At 66.2% G+C, this 11,933-nt stretch carries 12 protein-coding genes; 8 read left to right on the forward strand and 4 right to left on the reverse strand.

The features are described 5' to 3' along the window. Window positions 1-26: 26 nt before the first annotated feature. From ShzoTeo12_RS14650 to secA, 3 genes are all read right to left on the reverse strand, one after another. Entirely contained in the window at window positions 27-1,298 is a 1,272-nt protein-coding gene (locus tag ShzoTeo12_RS14650) for a GNAT family N-acetyltransferase (RefSeq protein WP_119258960.1), read from the reverse strand. Further along, a complete protein-coding gene (locus tag ShzoTeo12_RS14655) occupies window positions 1,288-2,715 on the reverse strand; it encodes an oligosaccharide flippase family protein (protein ID WP_318910150.1) in 1,428 nt (475 codons plus the stop codon). Before ShzoTeo12_RS14655 ends, ShzoTeo12_RS14650 begins: the two co-directional genes overlap by 11 nt. Window positions 2,716-2,845: 130 nt before the next feature. Further along, window positions 2,846-5,566: a preprotein translocase subunit SecA gene (secA, locus tag ShzoTeo12_RS14660; RefSeq protein ID WP_318910151.1), complete on the reverse strand. Its 2,721-nt coding sequence runs from the start codon at window positions 5,564-5,566 to the stop codon at window positions 2,846-2,848. Between the two features lie 237 nt (window positions 5,567-5,803). On the opposite strand from secA, the gene ShzoTeo12_RS14665 reads away from it, so the two are divergent. The 6 genes from ShzoTeo12_RS14665 (at window position 5,804) to ShzoTeo12_RS14690 (ending at window position 9,907) form a co-directional block, all read left to right on the forward strand. Continuing rightward, a complete protein-coding gene (locus ShzoTeo12_RS14665; RefSeq protein WP_119258963.1) occupies window positions 5,804-6,703 on the forward strand; it encodes a peptidylprolyl isomerase in 900 nt (299 codons plus the stop codon). A gap of 50 nt (window positions 6,704-6,753) precedes the next feature. Beyond that, window positions 6,754-7,992, forward strand: a complete 1,239-nt coding sequence (gene argJ, locus ShzoTeo12_RS14670) for a bifunctional glutamate N-acetyltransferase/amino-acid acetyltransferase ArgJ (protein WP_318910152.1) — start codon at window positions 6,754-6,756, stop codon at window positions 7,990-7,992. Window positions 7,993-8,072: 80 nt separating this feature from the next. Beyond that, window positions 8,073-8,831 (forward strand): GNAT family N-acetyltransferase, encoded by a 759-nt coding sequence (locus ShzoTeo12_RS14675; protein ID WP_318910153.1) that lies wholly within the window; start codon window positions 8,073-8,075, stop codon window positions 8,829-8,831. Next, the gene (locus ShzoTeo12_RS14680; RefSeq protein WP_318910154.1) at window positions 8,828-9,250 is read left to right on the forward strand and encodes a (deoxy)nucleoside triphosphate pyrophosphohydrolase; all 423 of its coding nucleotides are present in this window, start codon (window positions 8,828-8,830) and stop codon (window positions 9,248-9,250) included. The genes ShzoTeo12_RS14675 and ShzoTeo12_RS14680 overlap by 4 nt, the downstream gene beginning before the upstream one ends. A 113-nt stretch (window positions 9,251-9,363) precedes the next feature. Beyond that, window positions 9,364-9,684: a hypothetical protein gene (locus ShzoTeo12_RS14685; protein WP_119258966.1), complete on the forward strand. Its 321-nt coding sequence runs from the start codon at window positions 9,364-9,366 to the stop codon at window positions 9,682-9,684. Window positions 9,685-9,730: 46 nt separating this feature from the next. Then, the gene (locus tag ShzoTeo12_RS14690; RefSeq protein WP_119258967.1) at window positions 9,731-9,907 is read left to right on the forward strand and encodes a Flp family type IVb pilin; all 177 of its coding nucleotides are present in this window, start codon (window positions 9,731-9,733) and stop codon (window positions 9,905-9,907) included. Between the two features lie 3 nt (window positions 9,908-9,910). Here the strand turns inward: ShzoTeo12_RS14690 and ShzoTeo12_RS14695 are convergent, their stop codons facing one another. Beyond that, entirely contained in the window at window positions 9,911-10,780 is an 870-nt protein-coding gene (locus tag ShzoTeo12_RS14695) for a methyltransferase domain-containing protein (protein WP_119258968.1), read from the reverse strand. Between the two features lie 61 nt (window positions 10,781-10,841). On the opposite strand from ShzoTeo12_RS14695, the gene ShzoTeo12_RS14700 reads away from it, so the two are divergent. Both ShzoTeo12_RS14700 and grxC read left to right on the forward strand, forming a co-directional pair. Further along, window positions 10,842-11,633, forward strand: a complete 792-nt coding sequence (locus ShzoTeo12_RS14700; protein ID WP_318910155.1) for a ComF family protein — start codon at window positions 10,842-10,844, stop codon at window positions 11,631-11,633. Window positions 11,634-11,667: 34 nt separating this feature from the next. Continuing rightward, window positions 11,668-11,922, forward strand: coding sequence for a glutaredoxin 3 (grxC, locus tag ShzoTeo12_RS14705; RefSeq protein WP_119259043.1), 255 nt, complete (start codon window positions 11,668-11,670; stop codon window positions 11,920-11,922). Window positions 11,923-11,933 lie beyond the last annotated feature (11 nt).

The following is an 11,933-nucleotide window of genomic DNA, read 5'->3' on the forward strand; positions in this document are numbered from 1 at the left end:
GCGACGCCGCTTCGGCCGGAAATGCCCTAGCGCCTGGCGAGCGAGCGAATCTTGTCCCGCAGCAGCCGCGCGACATTGCGGGTATTACGGTAGAGGTGAAGCTGCGTCGCCACCTGTCGCACGTCGCGGTCGCGGTTCTGCTGCAGGCCGATGATGAGCGTGCCCATGTCCTCACGCTCCTCCCAGAAGCGGCTCATCACCGGATGGTCGGGGATGGCGCAGGAATCCGAGCGCGCGATATTGGCGTCGTCGAGATGCCATTCGGTCAGCTCTGCAAGAAGCAGCTTGCCGGGCGAATAGCGGGCATAGTCCTCGTTATAGGCCGTCTTCCATGTATAGGCCTCGCCGCCGGTGAGGAAGACGATCATGGAGGCGATGGCGCGGCCGTCGAGGTCGAGCGTGTGGATGCGCACGCCGTCCGTCTCGGCGAGGTTGGTGATCGCCTCGCGGGCGAAGGCGGCGCGGTAGCGGTCGTTGATCATCGCCGTGCGGCCGCGGCCCTTCCAGCCGCCCGCCTCCAAAAGCAGGAACTCCTCCATGCGAAGGCGGATATCGGCGGGCTGGCGTGCGACATTGTAGCTGAGTGCGCCGAGGCGATCGAGCTTGCGCCACTGCCGGCGCAATTCGCGGAAATGCTGCTGCGAGATCGCCTTTTGAAGATAGGTCTGGCCGTCGAGCAGGCTTTCCAGCATCGGCCGGCGATAGGTGTCGGTCACGGTGAGCGGCAGGTTCCGGCTGATGGCGACGGCGCGCATCAGCTGCGCGAAGGGACCGTTGAGGCGAAGGTCCGGCAGGACGAGCACCGGCGGCAGGCCGGTGGCCGGCCCCGCAAGGGCTTCCAGCAGGTTGTCCAGCGTTTCGGCGGCATCCTCGGCATCGACCAGCGGCGTGCCGAGCGGGCCGAACGGGTTCGACCAGGCGCGCAGGATGCTGGTGCCGATGGAAAAGCCCGGCTTCTCGACCGAGAAGGGCATGAGGAAGCGCATGCGGCTGCGCCCCTCGCTCTCGTCGCGGATGACGGAGAGGCGCACCGTACGGTCCTCCAGCCGCGGCATGGCCGGCGCGAGGAAACGGCCGGTAAAGAAGATGTTCGGATCCATGACGCGGTTCGACAGGAAGTCGAGTTCCTGCTGCAACTCGTAGCCGGCCGTCGCCGGATAGAGCGACAGCGAGCGGCCCGGGCGGCCGACGGGAATGCGCTGGTCTGCGGGCGGCTGCGCAAGCGGCGCCGCCGGCGGAATCACGGCCTGGGCGCGGCCCGCCGCGATCGCATGGTCGAGGCCGTGGCTATCGGTCATGGTTGTCCATCCCGTTGGCAAGGTTCGCCCGCACCGGATCGGCGAAGGCGAAGAGAATGATCGAGAGCTTTCCGCGCACGGCGAGATGCAGCAGCACCGCCTCGACGACCATGGCGCCGGCCGTGGCGATGGCGGCGCCCGTGACGCCGAAGAACGGAATGAGCGTGACGTTGAAGGCGATGTTCGCCGCGAAGGCCACGGCATAGACGCCGACGCAGAGCCGCTGCTCGCCCGACATGGTCAGCAATACCTCACCGGGGCCGACGAGGGCTTTCGCCATGATGCCGGCAAGCAGGATCGCCATCAGGCTGTGGCCGGCGGTGAAGGCTGGGCCGAAGAGCGACAGCAGGAAATGGCCGAGCGCCAGCACGCCGAGCCCGACGGCAAGCGACGGCCAGAAGCTCCAACGCACCGTCTCGCCGGCAAAGCGCGCCAGCGCCAGCCGGTCGCCGGAGGAAAACAGCGCCGAAAAGCGCGGCGCCGCGGCGGCCTTCACCGAGAAGAAGACGAAATGCACCAGCGCCATCGTCTTGGCCGCCGCGAAATAGATCGCCACGCTCTCGGGGTCGAGGAAGAGCCCGACGATGATCACGTCGGAATTGGTCAGCAGGAAGCCGAAGCCCTCGATGAGGAAGATCGGCAGCGCCGCCTTCACCCAGAGCGACATCTCGATCTTGCGGGGGCCCGCGACATAGCGCCTGCCGAGCCGCCGGATGATGTTGAAGAACTGCACGACGGTCGTCAGATAGGTCGCCGCGAGGGCCGCGACCATCGCCGTCAGCGCGGTATGCGGCGCGCCCGTCCGCACGGCCAGCACCATGAAGACGAGGATCAGCAGCGGGCGGATGATATAGGTCGGGCTCAGCGCCGCCAGCGCCCAGCTATGCGCCCGCGCGGTGCTGTCCAGCACGTCGCCAAGTGCGATCATCGGCATGCAGAAAAGGCCAATGAACAGCGGCACGACATAGTAGCCGGCAAAGCTCTCGTGGAAGAGCCAGAGCACGAGGAAGCCGAGGATCGCCAGCGCCGTGGAGGACAGCATGGCGAAGATCCGCGCCGTCGAGGTGAGGCCGCGGATTTCAGCATGGGCGTTGCGCCCCGCATAATCCGGCAGGAAGCGCACGACGGTGGTGTGGAAGCCAAGACAGGACATGTCGCCGCAGATCACGACGAGCGCCCAGGCGAAGACGAAGACGCCGTATTCGAACTCGCCCATCACGCGGGCAAGGACGATCTGGGTGATGAAGGCGATGGCGGCGCTGGCGACGCGAATGGCGAAGGTGACGAGCGCCATACGCTGGGCGAGCGTGCGGGGGTCGTTGCCGGCGGTAAGGCTCGCGAGCGTTCGCACGAACGGCTCGGCCTTGCCGCGCAGACCCGCAGGCAGCAATTTCTCCGCCGTCTGAATGACCGCCATCAACACAGGAACCCGAACGCTACGCAAAACTGATGAAGCCAGTCTTGTCAGATCAGGGTTAACAAAGGGTTGGGCGGCGCCCTCCATCCCCCGAAAGAAAATGCCGCCCGGAGGCGGCATTTTCGGATCGTCACGCCTGCTCGAAGGCGCCGTGGCAATGCTTGTATTTCTTGCCCGAACCGCAGGGGCACGGCTCGTTGCGCGCGACGCGGCCCCAGGTCGACGGATCGTTCGGATCGCGGTCTTCCGGATCGACCGCGTCGGCCATCAGGTTGCCGCCCTCGCCGAAATCGTCCTCGCCGGTCGTGCCGTCGATGTGATGGCCTTCCATGGACGGCGGCACCGGCGCGGGCGCATCGGCGGCCTGGCGCACCAGCTCGACGCGCATGAGCTGCGCCGTGACGGTCTGGCGAAGGTTCGCCAGAAGCGCCTGGAAGAGCTCGAAGGCCTCGGCCTTGTATTCCTGCAGCGGGTCGCGCTGGGCATAGCCGCGGAAACCGATGACGGAACGCAGGTGATCGAGGTTGACGATATGCTCGCGCCACAGGTGGTCCAGCGTCTGGAGCAGCACGGAGCGCTCGACATAGGCCATGATTTCCGGGCCGAAGCGCTCGGCGCGGTCGGCGGCAGCGCCGTCGGCGGCGGCGCGCAGGCGCTCCAGGATGTCCTTCTCGTCGATGCCTTCCTCGGCGACCCACGCCTCGATGGGCAGGTCGAGGTTCAGCTGCTCGGCGACGCCCTGCTTGAGGCCGGGGCCGTCCCACTGTTCGGCATAGGCGTTTTCCGGGATGTGCAGGCGCACGAGGTTCTCGACGACCTCGTGGCGCATGTCCGAAACGATCTCCGACAGGTTCTCGCTGTCCATCAGCTCGATGCGCTGCTCGAAGATGACCTTGCGCTGGTCGTTGAGCACGTCGTCATATTTCAGGAGGTTCTTGCGGATATCGAAGTTGCGGGCTTCGACCTTCTTCTGCGCGCGCTCCAGCGCCTTGTTGATCCACGGATGGACGATGGCCTCGCCTTCCTTGAGACCGAGCTTCTGGAGCATGGAGTCCATGCGCTCGGAGCCGAAGATGCGCATCAGGTCGTCCTGCAGCGACAGGAAGAATTTCGAGCGGCCCGGGTCGCCCTGACGGCCCGAACGGCCGCGAAGCTGGTTGTCGATGCGGCGGCTTTCGTGGCGCTCGGTAGCGAGAACGTAGAGGCCGCCGGCGGCAAGCGCCTTCTCCTTGAGCTGCTTGACCTCGGCGATGATCCCATCGCGCTTCGCATCCCGCTCGGCGCCCGGCTCCATCTCGGCGAGCTCACGCTCCAGCCGCATGTCGACATTGCCGCCGAGCTGGATGTCGGTGCCGCGGCCGGCCATGTTGGTGGCGATGGTGACCGCGCCCGGTACGCCCGCCTGCGAGACGATATAGGCTTCCTGCTCGTGGTAGCGGGCGTTGAGAACCTGGAAGTCCTTGAAGCCCGACTTCTTGAGGAGTTCGGCCAGAAGCTCGGACTTCTCGATGGACGTCGTGCCGACGAGGACCGGCTGGCCCTTCTCGCGGGACGCCTTGATCTCCTCGATGATCGCCTTGTACTTCTCTTCCGCCGTCCGGTAGACCTCGTCGTCCTCGTCAAGGCGCTGGATCGGCAGGTTGGTCGGCACTTCCACGACCTCGAGGCCGTAGATGTTGCCGAATTCCTCGGCTTCCGTGGAGGCCGTGCCCGTCATGCCGCCGAGCTTGTCGTACATGCGGAAATAGTTCTGGAAGGTGATCGAGGCCAGCGTCTGGTTTTCCGGCTGGATCGTGACCTTTTCCTTGGCCTCGAGCGCCTGATGCTGGCCTTCCGAATAGCGGCGGCCCGGCATCATGCGGCCGGTGAATTCGTCGATGATGACGATCTCGTCGTTGCGGACGATGTAGTCCTTGTCGCGGGTGAAGAGCTTGTGGGCCTTCAGCGCGTTGTTGATGTGGTGGACGATGGCGACGTTCTCGACGTCGTAGAGCGATTCGCCCTTGAGCAGCCCGGCCTCGCGCAAGAGGTTTTCCAGCTTCTCCGTACCGACTTCCGAGAAGTTGGCCGAGCGCTGCTTCTCGTCGATCTCGTAGTCCGCCTCTTCCAGCATGGGGATGAAGGCGTCGATGGTCGTGTAGAGGTCGGAGCGGTCGTCGAGCGGACCGGAAATGATCAGCGGCGTGCGCGCCTCGTCGACGAGGATCGAGTCCACTTCGTCGACGATGGCGAAGAAGTGGCCGCGCTGGACCATCTGGCCGCGCTCGTACTTCATGTTGTCGCGCAGATAGTCGAAGCCGAGCTCGTTGTTCGTCGCGTAGGTGATGTCCGAGGCATAGGCCGCGCGGCGCTGGTCGTCGTCGAGGCCGTGCACGATGACGCCGGTCGAAAGACCGAGGAAGCCGTAGATCCTGCCCATCTGGGCGCTGTCGCGGGTGGCGAGGTAGTCGTTGACCGTCACGACATGCACGCCCTTGCCGGCGAGCGCGTTGAGATAGACGGGAAGCGTGGCGACGAGCGTCTTGCCTTCACCGGTCTTCATTTCGGCGATCGACTTCTCGTGAAGGATCATGCCGCCGATGAGCTGCACGTCGAAGGGACGAAGGCCGAGGACGCGCAAGGCCGCCTCGCGGGCGACCGCGAAGGCCGGCACCAGGATATCGTCCAGCGTCTTGCCGGCGGCCAGTTGTTCGCGGAATTCCACGGTCTTGGCGCGGAGCGCCTCGTCGGAGAGCGCCTTGATCTCGGGCTCGAGCGCGTTGATCGCGTCGACGCGGGATTTATAGGAACGGACACGGCGATCGTTGGAAGAGCCGAACAACTTGCGGGCGATGCCGCCGAGGCTGACCATCAGGATGGTCCTTTCTTTGTGGGCGCCCGGCGCGTGACAGGTCGCACGATAATTGCGCGCAAAGCCGTGAAACGCCCGGAAACTGTTCTGGACGCGGGATTGCGTGACAGATAAGAGGGGGGTCGAATGATGTCAACGGCTCAGGCGGTTGCACAACGGCCACATTCTGGTGCTGTTGAGCCGTCTGGCACCGGATATCGGCCCGATTCCGGCGAGGATGTGAAAGGTCTTTTCGATATGTTCAAGTACAGCAAGCTCGCAACGGTCGCTCTTGTCGCGATCGTCGCCGCCGGCGGCATCGCCCGTGCGCAGGATGCGGCAGCCGATCCGGTCGTCGCCAAGGTCGGCGCGGTCGAGATCCACGAATCGGAGCTGAAGCTCGGCATGGCCGGCCTCGATCCGCAGCTCGCCAACCTGCCGGACGACCAGAAGCGCGTCGCCGCCCTCTCCTCGATCATCGACGTCAAGCTGCTCGCCGCAGACGCCGACAAGGAAGGCCTCCAGGACACCGCCGACTTCAAGCAGCGCCTCGCCTTCCTGACGGATCGCGAGCTGCACAACGCCTACTTCAAGAAGCACGTCGTCGACGCCGTCACGCCGGAAGAAGTCAAGGCGCGCTACGAGAAGGAAATCGCCGCCATCGAGCCGCAGGATGAGATCCGCGCCCGCCATATCCTCGTCAAGACCGAGGAAGAGGCCAAGGCCATCATCAAGGACCTCGACGCCGGCAAGGACTTCGTGGAGATCGCCAAGGAGAAGTCGACCGACCCGAACAAGTCGGAAGGCGGCGACCTCGGCTATTTCGCCAAGGGCCGCATGGTGCCGGAATTCGAAGCGGCCGCCTTCGCGCTGGAAAAGGGCGCCTATTCCAAGGAGCCGGTGAAGACGCAGTTCGGCTATCACGTCATCAAGGTCGAGGACAAGCGCAAGCAGCAGCCCCCGGCGCTCGACCAGGTCGAGCCGCAGGTCCGCCAGCTCGTCATGCGCGACAAGTATCTGGAACTGCTCGAAAAGGCCAAGGCCGCAGCGCCGATCGACATCACGGACGCCGCCCTGAAGACCGCCTATGACGCGGTCAACAAGCAGGAAGCGGAAGGCGCGGAAGACGCCGCCCCCGCGACCGAAGGCCAACAGTAAGACGACCATGGCCCGGCGCAAGCCGGGCCTCCACCCTTCAGGAAAGCGCCATGTCCGGTTCCATCTCCCCGCTCGCCCCGAAAACCTATGCCGAAATGCCGCCGGTGCGCGGCGTGCGCATGGCGACCGCCGCCGCCGGGATCAAGTACAGGAACAGGACCGACGTGCTGATGATGGTCTTCGACCGTCCCGCCGCCGTCGCGGGCGTCTTCACCCGCTCCAAGTGCCCTTCGGCCCCGGTCGATTTCTGCCGCGCCAACCTTCCGGGCGGCGTCGCCCGCGCCGTGGTGGTCAATTCCGGCAATGCCAACGCCTTCACCGGCCGCAAGGGCCGCGAATCAACGAAGCTGACCGCCGAGGCCGCGGCCAAAGCCGTCGGCTGCGGCGAGGGTGAGGTCTTCCTCGCCTCGACCGGCGTGATCGGCGAACCGCTCGACGCCACAAAATTCTCCGGCGTGCTCGACGGCCTCGCCGCCGCCGGCACGGAGGATTTCTGGTTCGAGGCCGCCAAGGCGATCATGACGACGGATACCTATCCGAAGGTGGCGACGCGCACCGCCGAGCTCGGCGGCGTCACCGTCCGCATCAACGGCATCGCCAAGGGCGCCGGCATGATCGCACCCGACATGGCGACGATGCTCTCCTTCGTCGTCACCGATGCCGACATTCCCGCCGGCGTGCTGCAATCGCTGCTGTCGGCCGGCGTCGGCCCGACCTTCAATTCCGTCACCGTCGACAGCGACACCTCTACCTCCGACACGCTGATGCTGTTCGCCACCGGCGCTGCCGCCGCCGACGGCCAGAAGCCGGTCACGGCCGACAATGCATCCCTCGATGCCTTCCGCGCCGCCCTGGGCGATCTCCTGCGCGACCTTGCCCTTCAGGTCGTCCGCGACGGCGAAGGCGCGCGCAAGATGGTGGAGATCACCGTGGAAGGCGCCGAGAGCGACGAGGCGGCCAAGCGCATCGCGCTTTCCATCGCCAATTCCCCGCTGGTCAAGACCGCCGTCGCCGGCGAGGACGCCAACTGGGGCCGCATCGTCATGGCCGTCGGCAAGTCCGGCGAGATGGCCGACCGCGACCGCCTCGCCATCTGGTTCGGCGACGTGCGCGTCGCCGTCGACGGCGAGCGCGACCCGTCCTATTCCGAAGCGGCCGCCACCGCCGTCATGAAGCGCGAGGATATTCCGGTGCGCGTCGAGATCGGCCTCGGCCAAGGCCGGGCGACGGTCTGGACCTGCGACCTCACCAAGGAATATGTCGAGATCAACGGCGATTACCGTAGCTAGGCAGTTCCGGAAAAAGCGCGCAGCGGAACTGCGCCAGAATGGAGGCCCGGAACGTGACCCCTTCCGGACAGAAGACGACGATGAGCGATCTCCCGAAAGTCCGGCGGCTGGAAGCCGTCGGCTTCCGCGCTTGGCCCGCGGCCAGCGTGCAGTATGACGGAAGCTGGCTCTGCCGGCTGACGGCGGGCCATCCCTCGCGCCGGCTGAACTCCGTCAATCCGCTCGATCCCTCCGACACGCGCGACATCGATATCCGCCTCGAAAAGGCGGCCAAGCGCTTTGCCGATTACGGCCGCCCGCTGCTGGTACGCCAGACGCCCCTTACCCCCGAAAAGCTCGTCGCCTTCATGGACGAGGCCGGCTGGGCGAATGTCGGCCGGACCATCGTCATGATGGTGGATCTTGCGGACCTCTTGCGCGACGAAGGCCTCGACCACCTGCCGAGCCGCGACGTCGGCCGCTTCGTCGATGCGCGCATCCGCGTCGCCGGCGACGATCCCGGCCTCAAGCCGGGTCTTACCGAGATCATCAACGCCATCAAGCCGGAGGCCGGCCTCTTCATCTTCGAGGAGCCCGATTTCGGCCCGACCGCCGTGACCATCGCCGTGCAGGACAACGACCTTGCCGGCATCCTCCAGCTCGGCGTTGCACAAGAGCGACGCGGCCGGGGCCTCGGCACGGCGATCCTGCATGCCAGCCTGCGCTGGGCCAAGCTCAAGGGCGCCCGCCACGCCTGGGTGCAGGTCGAGGCGGACAACGCGGCCGCGCTTGCGCTCTACCGCCGCGCCGGCTTCCGGGACGTCTACGAATACAGCTACCGGGGACCGCACGCGGCATGACCGAGACCAACGCAAAACAGCGCCGCATCCTCCTCGTCGCCGCCTGCGCGCTGGTCGATGCCGACGGCCGCATCCTTCTTGCCCAGCGCCCCGAGGGCAAGCAGCTCGCCGGCCTGTGGGAATTTCCCGGCGGCAAGGTCGAGCCCGGCGAGACGCCGGAGGAGACGCTGATCCGCGAGCTGGACGAGGAACTCGGCATCGCCACGAAGATCCCGTGCCTCGCGCCGTTGACCTTCGCCAGCCACACCTATGACGACTTCCACCTCCTGATGCCGCTCTATGTCTGCCGGCGCTTCGAGGGCACCGCACGAGGCCGCGAGGGGCAGGCGATCAAGTGGGTGCGGCCGAAGGCGCTGCGCGATTATCCGATGCCGCCGGCCGACGAGCCGCTCATCCCCTTCCTGATGGACCTGCTCTGAGCCTCGAGGCAGGGAATAACCTCGCATTTTCCGGTCTGCGTTAAGCAATCATTTAGCACCCTCGTTCAAAGATTGGGCCTAAACGTTGCAATGAATGCTTACGAGACCCTGTGATGCGTGACGAAGACTTCTGGAAAGCCGTTCAGGAGAAGGATTTCACCCCGGCCGGCGACACCCGGACCGGTGCGCTGAACCTTGCCCTGTTGTTCGGTACGGCGGTGATCGCCCTTGCACTGGTCCTCACCCCGGTCCTGTCGGCCAAGACCGACAAACGCATAATGGCGAACGTGCCGGACGAGTTCGACATGATCTCCACGGGCTCCGTCCAGCCCGCGGAAACCGGCAAGCGCTACACGGTCCGCCGCAGCGTGCTGCAGGAAATGCCGGGCGCCGTCTGCATCGTCGACGGCCCGGGAGCGGGCAGCGGCTGCTGAACCGCGCGCGAAAGTCACGTGCCGCGTGGCACACGGGAGAGGTGGAATGATTGCAGGACTAGTACGATCGTTCCTCTCCGACGAAAAAGGGGCGACCGCCGTGGAATACGGCCTTCTCGCAGCCCTCATCTCCGTTGGCCTGCTCGCGGGCCTGACGGCGTTCAGCGACAGCCTGAACAACACCTTCATGACGCTCAACGACAAGATCAAGTCGCCGAACTGACGGCTATTCCTGTCCACCCTGCTTGAGCGCATCGGCAAGGCGCATCTTCGCCGAGCCGGGTTTCAGCGGCTTCTGCTGACTTTCATGCGGCGCCCAGCCCGAGACATAGATGATCGAGAATGTCGCCCGGATGCGCCCGTCCGGATCGGAAAACCGTTCCGCATAGAGCTCCGCCGCCCGAAGCAGGATGCCCCGCGTCAGCGGCCGCCGGCTGCGGCCGGTGAGCGGATTGGCCATGCCCATGGCGCGCAGGTCCTTCATCAGCGGGAAGATCGAATCGTAGCGGACCGTATAGCTCTCCTTGTCCGTCACCGGCAGGGCGAAGCCGCCGCGCTGGAGCAGCGCGCCGACATCGCGCACATCCGGGAAGGGAATGACCCGCGGGCTCGCCCCGCCCGCGATCTCGCTCTCGGCGGCAAGCAACACCTCGCGCAGCTCCTGCAGCGTGCCGCTGCCCGGAATGGCCGCGAGGAACAGCCCGTCGGGCTTCAGCGCACGGCGGATCTGCACGAAGACGCCGGGCGTATCGTTGGTGAGATGCAGGGAAAGCGGCGAGACGATGAGGTTGACCGACTGCGGCTCCAGAGGCACCGTCTCGAGCGGCGAGACGACGACCGCCTCCCCTTGCCCGGCAAAGCGCCGGTCGCTCTCCACGCGCTCCAGCGCATCCACCTTGCCGGTCTCGACGATGGCCCGCGCCGCCGCCCCCGTATGACCGTGCAGCTCGACGGCGCGCTCGAAGCGGCGATCGATGACGCTGAGCCGTTCGGCAAGCTCCCGCGCCACCACGTTGAGGAGGAAGTCCGCCGGCTCGCCGCGCAGCGCCCGCAGGCGGTTGGCATCGATGAGGGCGTGGTCGAAGAGCGTTTCCATGAGAGAAGTCCCGTTCGGATTTCCTTCGCTTTGGCCGCGAACTGCGACTATTGTCAACCGCATGGGCGAAATCGAGGCGGATCCATTGCCGGCAGTCCCCTTCCGGCAGGCTGCCGCCCGCCGGTTTCTCGCCCTTGCCGGCGCCGCGCTCGACATCGTCTATCCGCCAGCCTGCGCGGGCTGCGGCGTGCTCCTCGGCAGCAAGGCGAGCCTGTGCCCGCATTGCTGGTCGAAGCTGGCGCTGATCGAGCGGCCCTATTGCGACGTGCTCGGCACGCCCTTCTCGCACGATCTCGGCCCCGGCATCCTCAGCGCCGACGCGATCGCCAATCCGCCGCCCTTCGACCGACTGCGCTCCGTCGCGCTTTATGACGACCTTGCCCGCATCCTCGTCCAGTCGCTGAAATACCGCGACCGCACCGATCTCGCGCCCATGATGGCGGGATGGATGCTGCGCGCGGGCGACGGCAGCGTGCAGGCCGCGGATGTCATCCTGCCCGTGCCGCTGCACCGCTCCCGCCTCATCTGGCGCAAGTTCAACCAGGCGGCCGAGCTTGCCCGCGCCATCGGAAGGCTTGCCGGCAAGCCCGTGCTTGTCGACGCGCTCCGCCGCACGAAGCGCACGCGCCGGCAGGTGGGCCTTGGCCCGCGCGCCCGCGAGGAGAACGTGCGCGGCGCCTTCGCCATCACGACCGCCGGCCGGGAAGCCCTGTTCGGCCGCCGCGTCGTCCTTGTCGACGATGTCTATACGACAGGGGCCACCGTCGCCGCCGTGACGCGCAGCCTGAAACGGGCCGGCGTCAGCGACGTGACCGTTTTGACCTTTGCAAGGGCGCTTCCCGGACCTATATGAAAGGCAGGTTTTTCAAGCATTGGAGCAGGAACGCATGGCTTCGGTCGTCATCTACACGCGTCAGTTCTGCGGCTATTGCAGCGCCGCGAAAAAACTCCTCGAGACGAAGGGCGTGGCCTATGAGGAGCATGACGCCACCCACGCGCCCGAGCTTCGCCAGGAGATGATCCAGCGCGCCGGCCGCAGCACCTTCCCGCAGATCTTCATCAACGATCGCCATGTCGGCGGCTGCGACGACCTGCATGCGCTGGAGCGCGCCGGCGAACTCGACGCCCTGCTCGCCGCCTGAGGAGACCGCCC

It is taken from the genome of Shinella zoogloeoides (assembly GCF_033705735.1).
Lineage (GTDB): Bacteria > Pseudomonadota > Alphaproteobacteria > Rhizobiales > Rhizobiaceae > Shinella > Shinella zoogloeoides_A.